The organism is Variovorax ginsengisoli (assembly GCF_030811835.1).
In the GTDB taxonomy this organism is placed as follows: domain Bacteria; phylum Pseudomonadota; class Gammaproteobacteria; order Burkholderiales; family Burkholderiaceae_C; genus Variovorax; species Variovorax ginsengisoli_C.
The window spans coordinates 150,924-172,568 of sequence record NZ_JAUSRO010000014.1; the positions used below are offsets into that span (position 1 = coordinate 150,924).

Genomic DNA, 21,645 nt, shown 5'->3' on the forward strand with positions numbered 1-21,645 from the left:
ACCGTGCCACCGTTGTAAACAAGCGGCAATCTGCAAGCGTATTGAAGGGCCGGATCGCTCGATTTGTGCAATCCATCACGCATCTCGAAAGCGCGCTCAAGACGTCTTCTTTTTACGGCTTCCGCCAAGAAGACAGCCTTTCATAATCCCTTGAAGAAGGCCCCCACAAAGGGGACCGGCACTTCAGGGAGTCCCCATGTTCATCTTCGATGGTGTGCGTTCGCGCACCCTTGCGATTCAATCGTCCGCAATTCCTGTCGTCTGGGGCAGTGCGGCCCTGGAGCCCGCTGGGGTTGTGAGCCCAGACCGCCGTCAATTGGTAACCATGCCATGACGACAACAAAAACATCCCTCCCCCCTTGGCCTTGGGAAACCCCACCCCGCGCCTTGCTTGACGCGCTCACCGAGCGCTTGACCGAACAGATTGGCGGCGGGGCTGTCTACCTGCTGATCGACCCCTCCCCCGACGAGCCGCCCGGCGTCCAACTCGACCCGGAGATTGCGGCCGAGTATGTCAGTGGCCCGCAAAAAGCTCGAATGGCGGCATGGGAGCGGCGCATTGAATCCCTGCATTCCGCTGACGATTTCCCCCGCACCATCACCGAGCTGGAGTTCCCGTACCTCGTGCGACTGGAGAACACGAGCGATCCGTGGTTTGCAACCAGCATCGAATGGGCCGTCCAAGAACACTTGAACGCCGTTGCAACGGGCAAAGGCCCCTACCGCATCGGCGGTTGGTTGCGGATGCACGACACGGACGACAGCGATCAGCCACTGACCGGGCGCATGCCCTCCGGCTTCGAGCGGTACGGCGCACAGATGTCGCGGCAACTCTCCAAGCTGCTGCACTTGAACAAAGCCGGGCAGGCCAGAGTGGCACGCCTGTTCGACCGCCGCGTGCTCAACACGTTGCGGCAAGGAGCCTCCCTCGATTGGCCAGCCGCCGTGCAAGGCATGGACTGGCACTACCTCGACCACAACTTCGCACTTCAAACCCTGCAAGGCCAGCCCGGGGAACTCAATGAAAACCACAAGCTGGGTTGGAACGAAACGCACCTCGCCTTGATCAGCCGCTGCCAGCCTGTCAGCGTGGCGCAAACCCTCTTGCTGCGCAGCAGCTTCCCGCTGCCCGACGACACCTTGACGCGTGTTCTCGACAAAGTGAAAGCGGCCGAAAAGCTGGGTTTGGTCTACCCCGAAGATCGGGGCGCCTACGCCGCCGAAGCACTGCTGGAACCGGCCTTCGAGACGTGCCCCCAAGCACAGCAGCTCATCAAAGCCGTGGTGCGCCTGCGAGAAGATTTGGGTGAGGTGATCGAAATATACCGGGACGAATGGGTCGGCAAACCCGCTGACCACTGGGCCGCGCATGCGGCACCAACGACACAGGGCAAAGCATGACCGACTGCAAAAAATGCGACAACAAAGCTGGTCTGTCGATCCTGCTGGTACGACCCACGGCCATTTCCACCGACGACGCCTTTGCGCCGCCCGAAGCCGCCAAACTGCTGCCCCATGAACCCAGCGTCACCGCACTCAAGCTGCCCGCATTGAAGCAAAACCGCCACGCGCTTCGCATGCTGCGCCGTGGTGGCTTTGTCTATGCCTGGTACACCAAGCGACCGCGCCAACTCGTCAACGATTGGCAAGTGTTCCGCGTGCATGAAAGCGGCGCATTGATCCCCGCGTCGCAGGTCAATTGGGCCGACCAAAAATGCAAGTTCGCCTGCAACGCCAAAGACTCGCACCCACACGATCTGCGCACCTTGTGCATCCAGTTGCCGCACAACCACTTAGACAGCATCGGCCCGGTGTGGATCGGATTTTCGATGAACTGGTGGAACAACGGCATGCGCGAGCGCGTGCGGAAAGACCCCGCCGCAGCGGGCATGGTGTGCATCGATCCGTTGGCCGAATTGGGGGGTGTCAAAAATGCCTTCAAAGCCGATGCCTTCCTGATTCAGCAGCATGTGGCCGACTTCGCACTGCGCGTGCTCGATCACGGCGGCGTCAAACAAGGCATCAATCTTGTCGACGGTGGCACTTCGTCTGCGACACCGTTCTACGACGCGGAGGGCGACAAGAGCTATCGTCAAGCGGCCGGTTTGGTTGCCGTCATGCAAAAGCAGGCGGCGCAACACCCCAAGACCAAGGGCAAGGAATTCGTGCTTGCCATCCCCGATCCAGTAGGACTGGCCGCCGACCTCAACGGCATCCGCATGGCAAAAGACGATGCCAACCAGCAGACGTGGAACAGTACCGAAGCCTGGACGCGCTCGGAAGCCTGCTACGGCACGCTCGAAGGACTGCGCAAAGCGCTCACCGTGGCCGGCATGATCCAGTCCCGCGAATGGGCCACCGCCGCGTCGGAAAACCAGTGGAACGGCATCAAACACCGTGTGCATGGCATGTACGAATGGAGTCCCGATGTGAGTGGCGCATATGCCAACGATGGCAGTCGCGCCGGTCACATGCGGCCCGTTGGACCCGAGGCGACTAGGACGAGCGATCGCATTAAAACGCGCGGCGTGATGTTCGGTCGGCGCAATTGGGAAAGGATCACCGACCAACTCGACATGGACAGCTACAACGGCTGGCCGGCCAAGCGCGCGAGCATCGAAAAGCAGCTTGCCGATGCCTTGGCTCCTTATGAAGCCGACTGGCTCGCAGCGATTGATAGCAACGCCTTTCGCGCCTACTTCAAAACTCACTTCGACGCAGACGATGCGGCCGAGCTCACGGCCCGCGTGTCGTCCGGCTTGATCTACGCGGGCGAGAGCTACATCGCGCACTTCCCCCAACCGGCCGTGCGCCAACACACGGAGCGCTGGACCGGGATCATTCTGGACAAGGATATTGAAGATCCCGCCGCCATCGCACTGCGCGGCTTCTACGGCAACCAGCGCAGCGTCATCACGAAGGTCAAGGCCCTCCTTGTTGGTAACGCTGACCGTGGCGCGACCGCAGCGAAAGATGGCCAAGGCGAAATCAGCGACATTCGCGACAAAAGCTATGACGTACTCAAAGGCATTGTGACGCATGACTTGGGCAAAAGCCTGAATTGGCTGCACCCGCGTTTGATGGCCTTCTCCGCAGGTGGACTGGCCGCCAGCGCAACCGGTGTTTTTCAGTTGATGGCGATGGCCGGGGGCAAGTCGCCTGCGCCCGCCTCGGGCAGCATCAAGAAATACCAGGCGATGCTGCCCGGCCTGTGTGCGGGCGCGCGGCAATTGGAGCTAGCCGTCGAAGCCACGCGACCGGGCGGCAACAAGGCCGTGCTGTCCACTGTGGTACGTCTCAAGACCCGGGTGAGCGTCGATGTGGCTCTGAGCGTGCTTGGGGGTTATGCGACCAGAGACGCGCTGCGTAAAACCATCGTGACCGCGCAGGGCAACACCGTCGAATTGGAGGTGTTGACTGACATCAAGACTGCACTGGAAATCCATGAGGGCCACTTGCGGCCCGAGACGGTTCCGGGTCAACGGGTCAACGTGGCACACATCGGAGGCGCAGCCGCCAAAAGCCTTGAAGACGTGCAAATGCAAAGCGCACGCCTCAATCGCACCCATGCGCTCACGCCCGAGGAAGTCGCCGAAGTCATGCGCCGACAGGCGACGCAGAAGGACCTGGGCCTGACCACCATCGACGGGCGGCTGGCTGTCGGCGCCATGATCGTGCAGTTTCTCGGGCTGTATCAGGGTGTGCCCCAACTGCTGAGCGAACTCAACAAGAGCCAACGCGATCAAGACAAACTCGCGGAAGCAGCCTTGGGCGTGGCCGACAGTGTGGGCGGGTTCGTGGGCGCGGCAGCCGAGCGACTGGCCGCTGCCCATAAGAGTTCGTTGCTGATGCGTGCGGCGGGCGGCGAGGAGTTGGTCGAGGCCAGCACACGGATTGCGGTGCTGCGCACGGCGGCTGCAATTACGGGGGTGCTGGGGGCGGGGATCAATGCTTATTTGATGGCGTTGAAGGCGGAGGGGGCGCAGAAGGAGGGGGATGCGAATTCAGGTGCGGGATACATATATTCCTCTCGACTGTTCGTTGGGATTGGTGTATCCAACGGGATCATGGCCGCCGATGCCGCGACCAAAGGTATGGTTACACGCGCCATTGCGAAGCACGTTGTGCTGCGTCTCGCTGGTGCTGCCGCGACAGAAGCCGCCGTAGCCGGCACGGCAGGCGTAGTCGCCAGTGTGGTGTCAGGCGTCGGCATTGTTTTGCTAGTTGCGGGTGTGGCAACTTATGTCTATGCGGTGGTTAGCGAGCGCGACTCCTACATGCGCTGGGCTGGACGCTGCTACTTCGGCAAGGACACCGTGAAGCGCTTCGGCAAAGCGAGCGAAGAAGAAGCCTGGCTGCTTGCCATCGAGTATGAAACCGACACGCAGGAAGATGTGCGCCGCAAGGCGCAGGCACATCCCGATCCGGGGCGCGGCGAATCCGCACCGCGCATCGACAACGCTCGCGATCGGGGCTGATGGTGTTGGGCTTCAATACCAGCGGGATCAGCACCGATGACGCGCGTCAAGAGAACCTGGTCGCAGGCTTGATTGAGCGGTACGACAAGCGCTTGCCTGGCAGCGGAGAGGCAAGCCACCAAGGACGACTGAGTGAGGTCTACCGCGATGCGATTGAACTCAATGGGGGGTCGCTGGTCAGCGCTGGTGGATGGGTGACGACGATCGGTCTTCTCGGTGCCTTGCTCAATATCTGGTTAGAACCCTCTGGGAGTTTTGCAAGGGACTATCAAATTGCAGGTTTTTTGGGTGTTCTTTTTACAGTTCTGATTATCGGCTCCATCTTCTTCATCGGCATCTACTTCGAGATGTTCAGCCCCAGCGAGATGCCGATCTACTTCGACCGCCTGCGCCGCAAGGTCTACTACGTCCATCAAGGCCAACGCAAACGCTTTCTGCTGTTCGGCCCTACCACTGTCGAGGCCCGCACCGCCGATTGGTCGCTGGTCGATTGCGAACTGCACGCCAAGATGGGCGGCAGCACCACGAGTTTCCGGCGCACCTTCCACTTGGTGTTTCTGGTGCGCGCCAGCACCACCGATCCCACCATCGTGGATTCCTTCGTGCTGCCGAGCGTCGAGTTTCCGGGTGCCATGTGGGAATACATCCGTGGCTACATGGAGGCTGGCATGCCGCCGCTCAAAGCTGGTGAAGTGTCCCCGACCAAAGGACCCAAAGGCATCAAGGGTTTCGATATGGTCGAAGCCTTGAAGCAACGCCGACGTGACTACTGGCGCGACTGGAAAGAGTTTCCCTGGACGCAACTGTGGCAGCACTTGACGCTGCCGCTGTTCGTGGTGTTCTTTATCGTCAATCGCTTTGTGGTCTGGACTGCACAGACGGTGACGTGGCCCAAGGAGATTGAAGATGCGCTGGGCGCGCCCATCACTGAGGCCGATCTTGCCGTCAATACCAGGCACACGCTGCGGGTGGCGGCAACAGACGAAGACCCATATGAAGGCAGGAGGCGCTGATGGTGCTGGGCTTCAATACCAGCGGCATCAGTACCGACGACGCGCGACAAGAGAACTTGGTCGCAGGCTTGATTGAGCGCTACGACAAGCGCTTGCCTGGCAGCGGAGAGGCCAGCCACCAAGGGCGACTGAGTGAAGTCTACCGCGATGCGATTGAACTCAATGGGGGGTCGCTGGTCAGCGCTAGTGGATGGGTGACGACGATGGGGCTGCTAGGTGGTGTGCTTGGAATTTGGGCGCTGCCTGGGCCACCATATTTATTAGATTTATGGGAAATGATCCGAACTGGACGGTATTTTGGATTGGGGCTCAGTATTGCCGGGCCTTTCGCCATCTTCTTCATCGGCCTCTACTTCGAGATGTTCAGCCCCAGCGAGATGCCGATCTACTTCGACCGCCTGCGCCGCAAGGTCTACTACGTCCATCAAGGCCAACGCAAACGCTTTCTGCTGTTCGGCCCTACCACTGTCGAGGCCCGCACCGCCGATTGGTCGCTGGTCGATTGCGAACTGCACGCCAAGATGGGCGGCAGCACCACCAGCTTCCGGCGAACCTTCCATTTGCTGTTCCTTGTTCGTGCAAGCGCCACCGACCCCACCATCGTGGATTCCTTCGTGCTGCCGAGCGTCGAATTTCCAGGTGCCATGTGGGAATACATCCGGGGCTACATGGAGGCCGGCATGCCGCCGCTCCAAGCCGGCGAAGTGCCCCCAACCAAAGGACCCCAAGGCATCAAGGGTTTCGACATGGTCGAGGCCTTGAAGCAACGCCGACGTGACTACTGGCGCGACTGGAAAGAGTTTCCCTGGACGCAACTGTGGCAGCACCTTGTATTGCCGTTTTTTGTTGTCTTTCTTGTGGTCAATCGCTTTGTGGTCTGGACCGCGCAGACGGTGACGTGGCCAAAGGAAATTGAAGATGCACTGGGCGCGCCCATCACCGAGGCCGACCTCGCCGTTGATACCAGGCACACGCTGCGGGTGGCGGCAGCACATCCCGATCCGGGGCACAACGAGCCTGCACCACGCACCGACAACGCGGGTAATTGGCGCTGATGGTGCTGGGCTTCAATACCAGCGGCATCAGTACCGACGACGCGCGACAAGAGAACTTGGTCGCAGGCTTGATCGAGCGCTACGACAAGCGCTTGCCTGGCAGCGGACAGGCCAGCCATCAAGGACGACTAAGTGAGGTCTACCGCGAAGCGATTGAACTCAATGGGGGGTCGCTGGTCAGCGCTGGTGGATGGGTGACGGCGATTGGGTTGATTGGCGGCGTGGCCAGCGTGTCGATCGGTCACGAACATTTTTTTGACCCAATACGGAATGGACGCTATTTCTCATTTTTTTTGTTTCAGATCGCAACGCCCTTCGCCGTCTTCCTCATCGGCCTCTACTTCGAGATGTTCAGCCCCAGCGAGATGCCGATCTACTTCGATCGCCTGCGCCGCAAGGTCTACTACGTCCATCAAGGCAAGCGCAAGCGCTTTCTGCTGTTCGGCCCGACGACTGTTGAGGCCCGCACCGCCGATTGGTCGCTGGTCGATTGCGAACTGCACGCCAAGATGGGCGGCAGCACCACCAGCTTCCGGCGAACCTTCCATTTGCTGTTCCTTGTTCGTGCAAGCGCCACCGACCCCACCATCGTGGATTCCTTCGTGCTGCCGAGCGTCGAGTTTCCGGGCGCCATGTGGGAATACATCCGTGGCTACATGGAGGCTGGCATGCCGCCGCTCAAAGCTGGTGAAGTGTCCCCGACCAAAGGACCCCAAGGCATCAAGGGTTTCGATATGGTCGAAGCATTGAAGCAACGGCGCAAGGATTACTGGCGCGACTGGAAAGAGTTTCCCTGGACGCAGCTTTGGCAGCACTTGGCGCTGCCGCTGTTCGTGGTGTTCTTTGTCGTCAATCGCTTTGTGGTCTGGACTGCGCAGACGGTGACGTGGCCGAAGGAGATTGAAGATGCGCTGGGCGCGCCCATCACTGAGGCCGATCTTTCCGTGGATACCAGGCACACGCTGCGGGTGGCGGCAACAGACGAAGACCCATATGAAGGCAGGAGGCGCTGATGGTGTTGGGCTTCAATACCAGCGGGATCAGCACCGAAGATGCTCGGCAAGTGAGCTTGGTCGCGGGCTTGATCGAGCGCTATGACAAGCGCTTGCCCGGCGGCGGAGAGGCGGCTCAACAAGGGCGATTGAGCGAGGTCTACAGCAACGCGGTGGAACTCAATGGCGGGTCGCTGGTGAGTGCAGGGGGATATACGACGACGTTTGGGTTGGTCGCGGGTGGGGGGGCTGTCTGGGCGACGTCCGGCGGTTCCTTGTCGCTATGGACAGATCTTCAAAGTGGGCACTACGTCGCTTTCCTTTTTGGCATTGCTGCCTTCTTCGCCATCTTCTTCATCGGCATCTACTTCGAGATGTTCAGCCCCAGCGAGATGCCGATCTACTTCGATCGCCTGCGCCGCAAGGTCTACTATGTCCATCAAGGCCAACGCAAACGCTTTCTCTTGTTCGGCCCTACCACTGTCGAGGCCCGCACCGCCGATTGGTCGCTGGTCGATTGCGAACTGCACGCCAAAGTGGGCGGCAGCACCACCAGCTTCCGGCGCACCTTTCACTTGGTGTTCCTGGTGCGCGCCAGCGCCAGCGACCCGACCATCGTGGATTCCTTCGTGCTGCCGAGCGTCGATTTTCCGGGCGCCATGTGGGAATACATCCGTGGCTACATGGAGGCTGGCATGCCGCCGCTCCAAGCCGGCGAAGTGTCCCCGACCAAAGGACCCAAAGGCATCAAGGGTTTCGATATGGTCGAAGCATTGAAGCAACGGCGCAAGGATTACTGGCGCGACTGGAAAGAGTTTCCCTGGACGCAGCTTTGGCAGCACTTGGCGCTGCCGCTGTTCGTGGTGTTCTTTGTCGTCAATCGCTTTGTGGTCTGGACTGCTCAGACGGTGACGTGGCCAAAGGAGATTGAAGATGCGCTGGGCGCGCCCATCATGGGCGGTTTCAAGGTGAAGTGACTGGCTGCTTACCGCCAAGCGGCGCGCCCAGCGCCGCAGGCGACGCCTTCCCCAAGGGTCAGATCATCCCGCCGTTGATCGAGATCACCTGCCCGGTGATGTAGGCCGCCTCGTCGCTCGCCAGGAAGCCTGCGAGCGCGGCGACTTCCTCGGGCTTGCCGGCGCGCTTGAGCGGCACCAGTTGCTGCACCATGGCCGCATCGAAGGACGCGTCGGCCATGGGCGAAGCGATGATGCCCGGCGCGATGGCATTGACCGTCACGCCACGCGAACCGACTTCCAGCGACAGGGCCTTGGTTGCGCTGTTGAGCGCGCCCTTGGCGGCGGCGTAGTTGACCTGGCCGCGATTGCCTGTGAGCGCAGCCACCGATGAGATGTTCAGGATGCGACCCCACCGTGTGCGCAGCATCGGCAGCAGCAGCGGCTGCGTGACGCGGAAAAAGCCGTTGAGCGACACATCGATCACCTTGTGCCACTGCTCGGCGCGCATGCCCGGCAGCACTGCATCGTCATGCACACCGGCGTTGTTGACGATGACCTGGACCGCTCCGCCCGCCAGCATCGCCGCGCAGCCGGCGGCAGTGGCTTCGTCGCTGCGCAGATCGAACACGTGGCATTCGGCCGTGCCGCCCGCCGCCGTGATGGTGGCCGCCAGTTGCGCGATGGCATCGGGGCGCGAACTCGCGTGAAGCAGCACATGGGCGCCGTCGCGCGCGAGTCGCTGGGCGATGGCGGCCCCCAACGCGCCGCTCGCGCCGGTGACCAGCGCGCGTTTTCCGGAGAGACTCATGGAGAAATGGCTTTCGTTTCTGGCAAGGGCGTGTTCAGCACGACCACGGCACGGCCCTCGGCCACCGCCGCGCCGGCCGCGTCGTTCACGTTGAATTCATAGAGCACCTGGCGCGCGTCGCCAGACAGCCGCCGCGCATGCACCTGCAGCGCGCCAGGCAATTGGTCGAGCCGCGCGACCGACAGGCGCACGTTGCGCGCACTCGCCAGAAAACCCGCCGAGGGCGGCGCGCCTTCGGTGGCCAACAGCCCGCCATGCAGCGCCATGGCCTGCGCGGCGTACTCGATGGCATTCGGTGCGAGCAGGCCGCTCGCCGTGCGCAGCGGGTTGTCCGGCGCCAGGTGGGTGCGGGTGCTGCAATGGATGGCCTGCGCATCCCAATGTTCCAGCCGTTCGAGCAGGCACATGCGGCCGCTGTGCGGAATGCGCGCGGCGATGCCATCGCGGTCGAGCGTGAGCGGCATTTCGGTGGTCATGGGGCGGTCATGCGGCGGCCTGCCGGTCGGCGATCAGCAGCACGTTGGCAAAGGGCGTGCCCGCGCTCATCGGCACCGGCTGCACGGTGAACCCCAGGCGCTGCAGCAGCGCCACCCATTCGGCGAGCGGCCGGCCCCAGGTCGGCGAAACGCGATGGCCGCGCACGCGCGTGACCATGCGGTCGACCCACTGGCTGATGGCGAAACCCCGGCGGTCCTGCATGTCGCCCACGCGCAGCAGCAGGCGGCCGCTGCCGGGCACCAACGCATCACGCACACGACGCAGCACCGCTTCCTGCGCCTGCAGGTCCACGTAGTGCAGCACGTCGAAGATCACGACCAGGTCGCTGGCCGGCAGTTCGGCGCTGCACATGTCGCCACAGACGAAGCGCGGCGTCGGCGCGATGTGGCCGACCAGTGCCTCGGCACGTGCCACGTCGCGCGGCATCAGTTCGATGCCGGTGTAGGTCGCCGCATCCGGCGTGACGGGCCAGTCGGCGGGCCAGCGGTTCTGGCCCTGCATTGCGGCCATCGAGGCCAGCAGGCTCGCGAAGATACCCTGGCCGCAGCCGATGTCGAGCACGCGGCGGCGGTGCGCGCCGATCAGCCCGCGCTGGATCAGCCCGCGAAACACCGGGTCGTAGCCCAGCTTGCCGCGTGCGAAGTGCCAGGCAAACCGGCCCGCCTTGCGATACGGCGCGGTGGCGGCATCGACGAGGTCACGCCAAGCCATGTCGGGATGGGGAGACGGAACGGTCATTTCACTCCAGGGGACAGGGCTTCGGGCAAGGTCACGGCACGCAGGCCGGCATCGGACAAGCGCTGCAGCAGCGGCGGCAGCACGTCGAGGATCACCGGCACGCCCGCCGCCGTGCGTGCGGCATTGCCGTCGTGCAGCAGCAGGATGTCGCCCGGCGTAAGACCGTCGCACAACCGCGCGAGCACCTTGGCCGGATCGGTTTCGCGCGTGTCGAAGCCGCGCCGCGTCCAACTCACGAGCGCCAGGCCCAGCCGGTGCAGCACCGGTGCAAGAAAGGGGTTGCGCAGCCCGGCCGGGGCACGAAAGCAGGTCGGGCGCTCGCCGGTCGCATCCTCGAGCATCCGCTGCGCATGCGCGATCTCGTTCGCGTAGCCGCGCGGCCCCAGAAACGAAAAATTGTGGCAATGCCGCGCTGTGTGGTTCTGGATGCTGTGGCCGCGCGCGACGATCTCGCGCGTGAGCGCCGGGTGGGCGGCCACCCGCTCGGCGATGCAGAAAAAGGTGGCGCGCTGGCCCTGCGCATCGAGCAGGTCGAGCACCTGCGGCGTGACGAGCGGGTCGGGGCCGTCATCGATGGTCAGTGCCACCTCTCGGCGCGCCACCGCGGCCGCCGGCAGGCGCGTGACGTTGGCGCCCAGCCAGTTGCTGCGCGGCGCCAGGCCCATGCCGGTGATGAGCGCATGGTTCAACGCCACGCCTCCCAGCGCCCAGGGCCACGCGCCGGGCACCAGCAAGGCGGCCCCCAGCGCGACCACGTGCACGCCCACGCTGGCGGTGATGAGCCGCGGCAGCGGCCACGCGCCCGCCTGCACGGCAATCGCGGGGCAAGCGTGGGAAGCCTGGGAAGGAGGAACGGTCGACGGCGGCATGCGGGCGTTGTAACTCAGTTCTTCGCCGGCGCGCGCATCACCCCGCTGCGCGTGAAGGCTGCTGACAGCAGCAGCGCCAGCAGCGCACCGGGCGCCACGATGCGGCCGATGGACGACAGCGCCGGAATATCGGAAATTGCGATCAGCCCGAAGGACACCACGGTCGTCAGGTTCGCAAGCATCAGCGAGGCCAGCGTGTCTTCGTCGGCACGGCCGGTCTGCTGAAGCTGGTCGAAGAAGAGCGCGTAGTTCGACCCGACCGCAACGATCAGCAGCAGCCCGACCAGATGCAGGATGCCCAGCGGCACGTTGAGCACCGCCATGCCGCCGAGCGTGAGCACCACGGCCAGCAGCAGCGGCTGGCAGACCGCCACCAGCCGGCGCAGCGAGCGCAGATAGATACCCAGCAGCACCACGACCGCCAGTGCGCCAAGCATCACCTGCACGAAGGCATCGTGCAGGTAGCGGGTGTAAAGGCTTCCCAGCTCGCGGCCGATGTCCACCACCTGAACCTCCGGCAGCGGCGCCAGCGCGGCCGCCAACTGGCCGGTGTCGAAACGCTCGGTCGTGTGCAGCGAGATCAGTGCCGACCAGCCGCCGCCGGGCCGTTCGTAGAACAGCGCATTGACCACCGGTCCCAGAGGCCCGTCGATCAGCGCCTCGCGGGTGAACGGCGCCTGCGTGCGCGCAGCATCGACCGCAGCGATGAAGGGCTCGAAACGCGCCGGCTGCAGCGGCATGCCGTTGATCGCCTGGCCCAGCCGCGCGCGCAGGGTGGCGACATCGGGCAGGCTGGCGATGCGCGCCTGCTGCGTGGCCACGCTCGGCAGCATGCGCGTGACGGTGTCGTAGCCGCTGAGCTGGCCGTTTTCCACCAGAGCGTCGAGCCGGTGTCCCGCCGCCTCCGCCGCGCGCAGGACCGACTGGGCGTCGGCGGCCTGCACCACGACCAGCGTGCCGCCGTCACTCGCGCCGATGTCCGAGCGCAGCTGAGCATCGAGCGTCTGCGAGGCCTTGGAGATCGGGCTCATGTCTGACAGGCTCGCACGCCAGAGTTCGCCGCCCTGCCAGGCCAGCACGCCCACGGCACCGATCGCCAGCGCGGCGAAGGCCCAGCGCAGGCGCGGCATGGCCATGACGATGCCGCCTGCCAAGCGCGCCATGTGCCGACGCATGCCGATGCCGGTCGCGCCGTCGGGTGCCAGCATCGGCAGGCCGTGGCGCGTGGCGAGTGCCGCCGCCACCAGCCCCGCGATGGAAAACACGCCGAGTTGGGCCAGGCCCGGGAAGCCCGAGAACAGCAGCGCCGCAAAGCCGCAGACCGAGGTCAGCAGCCCCAGGCGCACCGTCGGCCAGTTCTGGTCGCGCCAGCGTTGCCAGCCGGTGCCGGCGACGGCCGCGCCGCGCGCCTGGATCAGGTAGTAGATGGCGTAGTCGACGGTCTCGCCGATCAGCGTGCTGCCGAAGCCCATCGTCAGGCCATGCACCGAGCCGAACACCAGCGCGACGGCGGCGGTGCCGGCCACCACGCCGGTGAGCACCGGCAGCAACGCGATCACCAGTGCGCGGGGCGAAGCGAACGCCAGCAGCAGCAGGCAGCCCATCACCAGCGCACCGACGACGGCCAGGTGCACCGCCTCGCCCTTGATCTTGTCGCGGCTCTGCACCGAGAACACGGGCGTGCCGCTCAGGAGCAGCCGGGGCGCATCGGCGCCCATGCCCTGGGTGATGCGGTCGAACTCGGTCTGCACCCGGGCCACCGCAGCCCCCTGCGCGTCGATGTCGCTGCCCGACGCCCGGGTGGTTGCCAGCAGCATGGCACGCGGAGCGCTGCGCGAAGCCCACACGCCCTCCTCGCTGCGCGGCGAGCTTGCCGGGATCAGGCCTTCGGCGATACGCTGGGTCTCGCCCGTCGGATCGCGCTCAAGCAGCGGCTTGACAATGTTGCCGGCAGGCGTTCCCAGCAGCGACAAGGTGTCGTAGATCGCATCGCGCAGGCCGTCCACCGTGAAGCGCGCCGGATTCACCTCGGGCGAGAGTTGGTAACGGTGGTCGAAGACGAAGGTGCCCGCTTCCTGCAGTTCGCTGGTGTCGCCGTTCTGCACCTGCTCGTAGAGCCCGCTCGCGCGCATGGCCTTGCCAAGCGCACGCGACACCTCGGCGCGCTGCGCCGCATCCCTGCCCCCCTCCACGCCGAGCATCAGCGTGCGCGACGCCACGCCGCTTTGCACTTGCTCGATGAGGACGCGCTGGCGCGCATCGGGGCTCGCCGGCAGGAAGGCCGACAGGTCACCGCTGAACTGCGTGCGCGAGATGATGCCCGCGCCCGCCAGCACCACCGCCAACCACAGCAGCAGCACGGCGATGCGCCGGGCACGCGTCGGGCCGGCCGTCATCGCTTGGGCGTGATGGTCATGACCGAACGATCGCCGCCGCGAAACTCCATTTCCACGCCCAGCACCTCGCCCGCCTTGCCGACCAGGCGCAACGAGGCGACCTGCGACGACAGGCGGCCGTCCTTGGGACTCAGGTCGAGCGCCCATTCGGTCGGCGTGCCAGACAGCCGCGTGTCGAAATAGCGGTCGAGCACAGCACCGTTGCCCGCCAGCGTGGCGCGCATGGCTTCGACCAGGCCCAGCAGTTCGGGCACGCTGTCCAGCGTCATGGTACGGCTGCGGCCACCGCGCGACAGCGTGAGGTTGTTGCCTTCGACGGCCATGGTCTCGGGCCGTGGCGTGAGCGTGCGCCGGATCAACTGGTCGGGCGCGGTGAAACTCAACGTGCCGCTGGCAGCCAGCGGGCCGTCGACACCGCGCACGAAGCGCTGCTCGATGAAGGTGGCCTCTCCCTGCTTTTGCCGTGCGAGCAGGCCCATCAGTTCGGGCACGTCGAAAGCCCAGGCCGGTGCGGCGACACACAGCAGGGCCAGCCACAGGGCGCGCAGGGCCGAGCGCCAGGGGCGCGTGCGGCGCGGGATGCATTCAAGGCGCGTCTTCAAGCCAGAAATCATGGAAGTTGAACCAGTTGTAAGGGTATTGGCGGCAGAGAGCCTCGAGCCTCGCGACATAGGCTTCGATCGCTTCGCGGATGCGGCGTTCCCGCGCCGCTGGATCGGCGAGCCGTTCGCTGAAATCGGCCAGCGGCTCGAACTGCACGTCGTAGCGCGCACCGCCGGCGTACAGGCCGGCCATGAAGAAGACCTTGCGCCGCAGGAGTGCGGCAAGACGGAACGGACCGTCGTTGAAGGTGGCAGGCTGCCCCAGGAAGGGCAGCACCACGTTGTTGCCGCGCTGCTGCGCGGGCTGCTCCTCGGCGCCTGGCAGCGTGCGATCGGCCAGCATGCCCCCCAGGCCACCGCTGTCGAGCCAGTCGCGCAGTTCCAGCATCGAATGCGGCCGGCCCAGGGCGATCACGTGCGGGCGCATCTCGGGCAGCGCGATGGCATCGAGCACCGACACGATGCGTTGTGCGTTGTCGGTGAACATCAGCATCGCAAGCCGCAGCGCGTCGTGGGCCGCCACGCCGGTGGGCACCTTTTGCTGGCGGCAGGCGCCCAGCGCCTCGAAGCTGCCCACGTGCGCACCGAGCATGAAGGCGCCGCGCCCGGCCGTGACTTCGGCTTCCACCGGGGCCTGGCCGCTCACGCGCACGTCGAACAGTTCCATGCGCCCGCGCAGGAAATAGATGCGATCGAGCACGGTCGAGGCGAACGCGTGCAGCAGCCGGTAGCCATCGCCCCACCCCGCGCGCGGCCCGATGGCACGAAAGAGATAGCGCTTGATGTGGCGACGCGCCGTGGGCGAGAACAGCAGGAAATACAGGCTGATCGGGTGCAGGATCCCGCGGGTGACGGGCCGCCCGCAACGCAACGCCATCCATACGATGAAACGCAAGGCCAGCATGTTGCTGCGCTCCGGCGCACGCGTCCATTCGGCCGCGCCTGCAGCGGCACGCACGGGCTCGGCACGCGCAGCCTTCACATGCGCAGCCTCCCCATGCACAGCCTCGCCACCCACGGCCTGCGCTTCGATGCGGTCCTGGCTCATGGCGCGCGCTCCGGCCCGCCAATCCAGCGGCCGCTGGCCGCGATCACCCCACCGCAGAGCACCTCGAAACGCACGCCACGCGACGCACCCGCCTCCGGGTGCAGGTCGATCGTCAATGCGTCGCCCGGGCGCACCGGCGCGAGGAACTTGACGGCGGCCAGGGTGGGCTGCATGCCCAGCCTGGCCGACATTGCCGGCACCCGATGCGCGGCTTCCAGCACCTCGGACAGCAGCAATGCCCCCGGCAGCAACGGCTGCCCCGGAAAATGTCCGGCGAACGCGGGGTGGTCGACGGGCACCTCGTGGCTCAGGCTGACGGGCGTGTCGTCGGCCGCCAGTTGCGACAGCGCAAACTCACGCAGCGCCCGGGCCGTGAGCTTGCCCGTGCCTTCGCGTGGCAGCGCGGCCACCTGCACCACGCGGCGCGGCACGAACACGGCTTCGAGCCGCTCGCGCAATGCGCCGACGATGTCCGCCGTGCCGAGCGTGGGCGCGACGACGAAAGCGATGGGCCGCACCACGCCGTCGGTGACCTCGTCGGGCAGCCAGAACGCGCCATCTTCAATGCCAGCAATGCTGTTGAGGTGGTAGTTGAGGTGCCCGAGCGAACTGCGCTTGCCAGCCACATGGATCAGGTCGTTGGAACGGCCGAAGAGCCGGAAACGCCGGTCATCGAGCAGTTCGAGCACGTCGGCCATGGGCGTCGGCTCGGGCATGAAATCCCCACTGAAGACGAAACGCTCGGTGCCATCGGCCGCTTCCTGCGACTCGACGCGGATCTCGCCAAAGGTTTCCCACACCTCACTCACGGTAGGCCGGCGCACGGCGACCTGGCCGGACTCGGTGCTCCCGTAGATCTCGATGAGCATGCCGCCTGTGGCCTGCTCAGCCTGCGCCGCGAGCTGCGGCGACAGCGGCGCCGTGGCTGAAAGAAGAAGATCGACCGGCGGCAGCGCGAGCCCCGAGAGCATCAACGTCTTCAGGTGGAAAGGCGTGGTCACGAGCGCCCTCGGGCGCGGCACCGACTCCAGGGCGCGCACGATGTCTGCTGGATAAAAGGGCCGGCCACTGTCGAAAGCCGCGCCACCCAGCATCGCCAGGAGCGTGGTCGACTCCAGCCCGTAGCTGTGCTGCACCGGCACCGTGCCGACCATCGTCATGCCTTCGAGCGACGTACGCCCGAGCAGGCGCGCCAATGTGCTGGCGGCGGCGGCCACGTCGCCGACCAACGTCGCCCACGTCTTGGCGTGCGGCTGCGGCACACCGGTCGAGCCGGAGGTCAGCAGGCTGACCGCATGCAGCGCGCCGGCAATCGACGGTACGCCAGCGCCTGGGCGCACGCCTTCGCAAGCCGCTGCGCGCTCGACCAGCACCTTGGTCATGCCAGGGGTGGGCAGTGTCGGCTCGTCGGTCACCGCCACCGTGCCGCCGCCCGGATCGCACAGGCGCGCCAGTGTGTCGGCACGGGCGTCGGGCGGCAGGAGACTGGCGACGCCGCGCACCATTGCAGCCGCCAGCCCGACGGCGAAGGCGTAGCGGTCGTTGCACAGGTTGACCACGGCGCCTTCTCCCGGCATCAGCGCGGCCTGCCGGACCACGTCGGCCAGAAAGGCGTGGCCGCTGATCGGATGGCCGTCGCGCCAGGCCAGCGGTTCGGCGAGGTCGCGCGAACGCAACAAGGGCAAGTCGGCCAGCAGATCGGGCCCCGCGCCGGTGCGCGGGTCGGTGGTGCCCGTCATGGCCGTCCCGGCTCAGCCGGCTGGACGTTCGGGCCGGTGCCGTAAAAGGCGCGCACGGCGTCGATGAGGCGGGTGCGCTCGAACTCAGGATGGATGCGGTAACGCAGCAGGTGCTCGCCGATGAACAGCGCGCCGGCCGAGACCGGCGTCAGCACGTTGGCGAACAGCGACCAGACGCTGAAGGGCAGAAAGGCATAAATGGCCAGCGACAGCGCCACCATCAGCGCGAAGTACGCCGTCCAGACCTGTGTGAGGTGCGTCGTGTAGATGCGCATGGCCGGCGACAGTGGATGGATGCGCTGGGCGAACTGGCCGATCAGCGGCAGGCGATCGGGCCGCAGGGTGGCGCCGAACCAACTGCACAGCACGGCGTGAATGCCCGCGTGCTGCAGCACGTAGAGCCGATCGGGATTGCCCGCATCGCCGCGCAACACCAGCGCAAAGGCCAGCACGCCCAGCACGCCGGTCGCCCACAGGCCGGGCGTACCGAAACGACTGCCCGCCAGGCCGAAGATGCTCAGCCACAGCGGCACCAGAAGGACCACGACGGCCCACGGCGCCGCCGCGTGGTAGACCATCATCCAGTGCGACAGGCCGGCATAGACCGCGCCGCCGATGAGCAGGAGCGCAATGCGCCAGCGCGACATTCAGGCCGCAGCCCGGTTCTGCGCGACGTGCGATGCGAGGCTGCGCAGCGATTCAAAGATCTGCTGGTTGCGCTCGTCGTCCGAGCGCAGCTGGAAACCGTAGCGGCGTGAAACTTCCAGCGCCACCTCCAGGATGTCGATGGAGTCGAGGCCAAGGCCCTCGCCGTACAGCGGCGCAGAGGGCACGATGTCGGCCGGGGCGACCTCGAGATTGAGCGACTCGACCAGCAGAACGGCCAGCTCTTGCTCGAGCGGCGTCTGTTCAGGCGCATCGCCAACGGCGGGAATGGGGGGCTGGGCAGTCGTTGACACAGGAACTCCTGAAACTTTTCACGGAACGTCGCGTAGGGCCGCGGATTATAGGAGGGAGGCTTCGATAGACTGACGGCCCCGCTACGAACCCGACACCAACATGGCTGACCCCCTCCTGATTGCACGCCACGGTGGCACTGAATGCTTTCTGCTGCCCGAACTCGCCAACCGCCACGGCCTGATCACCGGTGCGACAGGTACCGGCAAGACCGTCACGCTGCAGACCCTGGCCGAACAGCTCTCGGGAATTGGCGTGCCGGTGTTCATGGCCGACGTCAAGGGCGACCTGACCGGCATCAGCCAGCCGGGACAGATCGGCGACAAGCTGGCCGCCACCCTCAAGGAGCGCGGCATCGACGCCCCCACCCCTCTGGCCTGCCCGGTCACGCTGTGGGATGTGTTCGGCGAACAGGGCCATCCGGTGCGTGCCACCGTCTCCGACATGGGGCCGCTGCTGCTCGGGCGCATGCTCGATCTCAACGACACGCAGGCCGGCGTGCTGAACATCGTCTTCAAGATCGCCGACGACAACGGTCTCTTGCTGCTCGACCTGAAAGACCTGCGCGCCATGCTGCAGCACGTCGGCGAGAACGCCAGCCAGTTCACCACCGAATACGGCAACATCAGCTCGGCCAGCGTGGGCGCGATCCAGCGCGGACTGCTGCAGATCGAAACCCAGGGCGGCAGCAGCTTCTTCGGCGAGCCGATGCTCAACATCGCCGACTTCATGCAGACGGTGGCAGGCCGCGGCGTGGTGAACATCCTGGCGGCGGACAAGCTGATGAATTCGCCGCGCCTCTACGCCACCTTCCTTCTGTGGATGCTGTCGGAGCTGTTCGAGCAGTTACCGGAAATCGGCGACCCGGAGCAACCCAAACTGGTGTTCTTCTTCGATGAGGCGCACCTGCTCTTCAAGGATGCGCCCAAGGCACTGGTCGAGCGCATCGAACTGGTGGTGCGGCTGGTGCGCTCCAAGGGCGTCGGCGTGTACTTCGTCACCCAGAACCCGCTGGACATCCCGGATTCGGTGCTTGCGCAGCTGGGCAACCGCGTGCAGCACGCGCTGCGCGCCTTCACACCGCGCGACCAGAAGGCCGTCAAGGCCACGGCCACGACCATGCGCCCGAAGCCGGGCCTGGACATCGAGGCCGCCATCACCGAGTTGGCGGTCGGCGAAGCGCTGGTGAGCTTCCTCGACCCGAAGGGCCGGCCCACGGTGACCGAGCGCGTGTACGTGCTGCCGCCGGGCAGCCAGCTCGGCCCCATCACCCCGGCACAACGCCAGCAGTTGGTGGCCAGTTCGCTGGTGGCAGGCGTGTACGAGAAGACCATCGACCGCGAATCGGCCTACGAAAAGCTCAAGGGCCGTGCCCAGGCGGCACCCGACGCGCCGGGCATTCCGCTGCCGGGCAAAACGGGCGCACCTGCATCGGCCGATGCGGGGGGTGGCCTGATGGGCAGCCTCAACGACCTGGTGTTCGGATCGACCGGCCCGCGCGGTGGCAAGCGCGACGGACTGGTTCAGACCATGGCCCGGTCGGCCGTGCGCACCATGGGCACCAGCGTCGGCAAGGAGATCCTGCGCGGCGTCCTTGGCAGCATCTTCGGCGGCAAGAAGGGTCGCTGAATCCCTGCCCTGGCGCGGCTCACGCCGCTGGCGGAGCGGCGGGAATCGCCAGGCCGGCCATCACGGCTGGACGCGCGATGAAGGCCGCCAACGCGCGCTGGACGTTCCGGAAGTTCTCGAAGCCGACGAGTTCGCCCGCCTCATAGAAGCCGACCAGATTGCGGATCCATGGGAAAGTGGCAATGTCGGCAATGCCGTAGTCGCTGCCCATGATCCATTCGCGTTCGGCCAGACGGGTGTCGAGCACGCCGAGCAAGCGCCTGGACTCGGCCACATAGCGGTCTCGCGGGCGCTTGTCTTCATAATCCTTGCCGGCGAACTTGTTGAAGAAGCCGAGCTGGCCGAACATCGGCCCGATGCCGCCCATCTGGAACATGAGCCATTGGATGGCTTCGTAGCGCCCTGCAGCATCGGCAGGCAGGAACCTGCCGGTCTTCTCGGCGAGGTACAACAGAATGGCCCCCGACTCGAACAGGGCGAGCGGCTTGCCGCCCGGCCCATCGGGATCGAGGATCGCGGGAATCTTGTTGTTCGGGTTGAGCGACAGGAATTCGGGCGACAACTGTTCGTTGCCACCGAAGTCCACACGGTGCGGCTCATAGGCCAGGCCCGTTTCCTCCAGCATGATCGACACCTTCACGCCATTGGGCGTGGGCAGCGAGTACAGCTGGAGCCGCTCGGGATGCGCGGCAGGCCATTTGCGGGTGATCGGAAAGGCGGAAAGGTCGGTCATTCAAGGTCCTTGGCGCCATGGACGCAGGCACCGTCCGGGCATCGTAGCGCCGCTACCGCGGTCTCGGCGAAACGAGGGTCTTGGCAGCGCCGACCTACGCGCCCGCAGCGCGAAGGAAGACCTCGATAGGCACCAGGTGCGCAGGCACGTTGAGCGCGGGCGCATGGCCGCAACCCGGCACTTCGAGCACCTGCAGCCGGCCGGCGGCACCCGGGCCGCGGGTTCGCATGGCGTCGATCGTCTCGGGAAGCACCAGATCGGATTCGGCCCCTCGCAAACAGAGCACGGGCACCTCGATCGCGTCGTAATGCGGCCAGATCAGGTAGTCGTTGTCGTGTGCGGTGAACTGCCGCACCATGGCCGGATCGTAATGCGGCGTCACGCGGCCGTCGGGCAGGCGACGCGTCGAGGTTTCGGTGAGCCGCCGCCATTGCGCGTTGCTCAGCCAGCCGTAGGGCTTGTAGACGGTGCGAAAGAACGATTCCAGCTCGGCCACGGTGTCGAAGGCCGGTGGGTTGCCCGCATAGGACTTGATACGCTCGATCGCCGCCGGGGCCAGTTCCGGCGCGTTGTCATTGAGCACCAGGCTCTCGATGCGTGCCTTCATGCGGGGCACCACCCTCCCCGATGCGCACACCATGCCGATCGCACCCCCCATCGAGGTGCCGACCCAGTGCACGCGCACCAGGCCCAGCGCATCGCACAGCGCCTCGGCCAGCCGGGCATAGAAGGACAGCTGGTATTCCTCATCGGGCGCCGGGCTCCACTGGCTCAGCCCGCGGCCCAGCGTGTCCGGGCAGATCACGCGAAAGCCGCCGGCGGCCAGGTGCGCCGCGAGCTCATCCATGTCACGCCCGGTGCGCGCCAGCCCGTGCCAGGCAATGACCACCTCGCCATCGCGAGGACCCCAGTCCATCCAGTGGATCTCCCGGTCCAGCAACCGGGCGTAATGGGAGGTCGGCTGGTTCATCATCGCAAGGCCCTTGCTCGAAGGCGCCCGACGACGCCGGTTGGAAAGTAATAGACGGACAGCACGAACAGCACGCCCAGCCACAGCAGCCAGCGGTCGGGCGACAGCAGTGCCGCGAGCCAGGGCAAGCCGCTGGCCGCTTCGCTGCCGAGCTTGAGCAG

19 protein-coding genes and 1 pseudogene are annotated in these 21,645 nt (G+C 65.6%); 7 read left to right on the plus strand and 13 right to left on the minus strand.

Going from position 1 to position 21,645, the window contains the following annotated elements; genetic code table 11:
* Nucleotides 1-387: 387 nt before the first annotated feature.
* From J2W36_RS20640 to J2W36_RS20665, 6 genes are read left to right on the plus strand one after another with little or no spacing between them, the layout of a single operon-like run.
* On the plus strand, nt 388-1,401 hold the full coding sequence (locus J2W36_RS20640) for a hypothetical protein (RefSeq protein ID WP_307691648.1): 1,014 nt from the start codon (nt 388-390) through the stop codon (nt 1,399-1,401).
* Nucleotides 1,398-4,478, plus strand: a complete 3,081-nt coding sequence (locus tag J2W36_RS20645; protein WP_307691649.1) for a T6SS effector BTH_I2691 family protein — start codon at nt 1,398-1,400, stop codon at nt 4,476-4,478. Before J2W36_RS20640 ends, J2W36_RS20645 begins: the two co-directional genes overlap by 4 nt.
* Complete coding sequence (locus tag J2W36_RS20650) at nt 4,478-5,491, plus strand: DUF6708 domain-containing protein (RefSeq protein ID WP_307691650.1); 1,014 nt, start codon at nt 4,478-4,480, stop codon at nt 5,489-5,491. The genes J2W36_RS20645 and J2W36_RS20650 overlap by 1 nt, the downstream gene beginning before the upstream one ends.
* Nucleotides 5,491-6,546, plus strand: coding sequence for a DUF6708 domain-containing protein (locus J2W36_RS20655; protein ID WP_307691651.1), 1,056 nt, complete (start codon nt 5,491-5,493; stop codon nt 6,544-6,546). Before J2W36_RS20650 ends, J2W36_RS20655 begins: the two co-directional genes overlap by 1 nt.
* A complete protein-coding gene (locus J2W36_RS20660) occupies nt 6,546-7,559 on the plus strand; it encodes a DUF6708 domain-containing protein (protein WP_307691669.1) in 1,014 nt (337 codons plus the stop codon). The genes J2W36_RS20655 and J2W36_RS20660 overlap by 1 nt, the downstream gene beginning before the upstream one ends.
* Nucleotides 7,559-8,515: a DUF6708 domain-containing protein gene (locus J2W36_RS20665; RefSeq protein WP_307691652.1), complete on the plus strand. Its 957-nt coding sequence runs from the start codon at nt 7,559-7,561 to the stop codon at nt 8,513-8,515. Before J2W36_RS20660 ends, J2W36_RS20665 begins: the two co-directional genes overlap by 1 nt.
* Before the next feature lie 58 nt (nt 8,516-8,573).
* Here the strand turns inward: J2W36_RS20665 and fabG are convergent, their stop codons facing one another.
* Genes fabG through J2W36_RS20715 form a run of 10 tightly spaced genes read right to left on the minus strand, consistent with a single transcriptional unit; the run spans nt 8,574 to nt 18,154 of the window.
* Entirely contained in the window at nt 8,574-9,305 is a 732-nt protein-coding gene (gene fabG / locus J2W36_RS20670) for a 3-oxoacyl-ACP reductase FabG (protein ID WP_307691653.1), read from the minus strand.
* Complete coding sequence (locus tag J2W36_RS20675; RefSeq protein ID WP_307691654.1) at nt 9,302-9,781, minus strand: hotdog family protein; 480 nt, start codon at nt 9,779-9,781, stop codon at nt 9,302-9,304. Before J2W36_RS20675 ends, fabG begins: the two co-directional genes overlap by 4 nt.
* A 7-nt stretch (nt 9,782-9,788) precedes the next feature.
* The gene (locus J2W36_RS20680; protein WP_307691655.1) at nt 9,789-10,541 is read right to left on the minus strand and encodes a class I SAM-dependent methyltransferase; all 753 of its coding nucleotides are present in this window, start codon (nt 10,539-10,541) and stop codon (nt 9,789-9,791) included.
* Nucleotides 10,538-11,410 carry a polysaccharide deacetylase family protein gene (locus J2W36_RS20685; RefSeq protein WP_307691656.1) on the minus strand — a complete coding sequence of 291 codons (873 nt, stop codon included), beginning with the start codon at nt 11,408-11,410 and terminating at the stop codon, nt 10,538-10,540. The genes J2W36_RS20680 and J2W36_RS20685 overlap by 4 nt, the downstream gene beginning before the upstream one ends.
* Nucleotides 11,411-11,424: 14 nt before the next feature.
* Nucleotides 11,425-13,806: an MMPL family transporter gene (locus J2W36_RS20690; protein ID WP_307691657.1), complete on the minus strand. Its 2,382-nt coding sequence runs from the start codon at nt 13,804-13,806 to the stop codon at nt 11,425-11,427.
* Nucleotides 13,803-14,408, minus strand: coding sequence for a LolA-related protein (locus J2W36_RS20695; protein WP_307691658.1), 606 nt, complete (start codon nt 14,406-14,408; stop codon nt 13,803-13,805). The genes J2W36_RS20690 and J2W36_RS20695 overlap by 4 nt, the downstream gene beginning before the upstream one ends.
* Nucleotides 14,392-15,456 (minus strand): lysophospholipid acyltransferase family protein, encoded by a 1,065-nt coding sequence (locus J2W36_RS20700; protein WP_307691659.1) that lies wholly within the window; start codon nt 15,454-15,456, stop codon nt 14,392-14,394. The genes J2W36_RS20695 and J2W36_RS20700 overlap by 17 nt, the downstream gene beginning before the upstream one ends.
* Entirely contained in the window at nt 15,453-17,195 is a 1,743-nt protein-coding gene (locus J2W36_RS20705) for an ApeI family dehydratase (RefSeq protein ID WP_307691660.1), read from the minus strand. The genes J2W36_RS20700 and J2W36_RS20705 overlap by 4 nt, the downstream gene beginning before the upstream one ends.
* Nucleotides 17,192-17,842 carry a COG4648 family protein gene (locus J2W36_RS20710; RefSeq protein WP_307691661.1) on the minus strand — a complete coding sequence of 217 codons (651 nt, stop codon included), beginning with the start codon at nt 17,840-17,842 and terminating at the stop codon, nt 17,192-17,194. The genes J2W36_RS20705 and J2W36_RS20710 overlap by 4 nt, the downstream gene beginning before the upstream one ends.
* Nucleotides 17,843-18,154 carry a phosphopantetheine-binding protein gene (locus tag J2W36_RS20715; RefSeq protein WP_307691662.1) on the minus strand — a complete coding sequence of 104 codons (312 nt, stop codon included), beginning with the start codon at nt 18,152-18,154 and terminating at the stop codon, nt 17,843-17,845.
* 100 nt (nt 18,155-18,254) lie between these two features.
* Between J2W36_RS20715 and J2W36_RS20720 the strand changes: the two genes are divergently transcribed.
* Nucleotides 18,255-19,781, plus strand: coding sequence for a helicase HerA-like C-terminal domain-containing protein (locus J2W36_RS20720; protein ID WP_307691663.1), 1,527 nt, complete (start codon nt 18,255-18,257; stop codon nt 19,779-19,781).
* Nucleotides 19,782-19,800: 19 nt separating this feature from the next.
* On the opposite strand, the gene J2W36_RS20725 is transcribed toward J2W36_RS20720, so the two are convergent.
* From J2W36_RS20725 to J2W36_RS20735, 3 genes and pseudogenes are all read right to left on the minus strand, one after another.
* The gene (locus J2W36_RS20725) at nt 19,801-20,514 is read right to left on the minus strand and encodes a glutathione S-transferase N-terminal domain-containing protein (protein WP_307691664.1); all 714 of its coding nucleotides are present in this window, start codon (nt 20,512-20,514) and stop codon (nt 19,801-19,803) included.
* Between the two features lie 94 nt (nt 20,515-20,608).
* Nucleotides 20,609-21,484, minus strand: coding sequence for an alpha/beta fold hydrolase (locus tag J2W36_RS20730; protein WP_307691670.1), 876 nt, complete (start codon nt 21,482-21,484; stop codon nt 20,609-20,611).
* A pseudogene (locus J2W36_RS20735) lies at nt 21,484-21,645 on the minus strand (branched-chain amino acid ABC transporter permease); the annotation flags it as partial. The pseudogene J2W36_RS20735 and the gene J2W36_RS20730, both read right to left, overlap by 1 nt.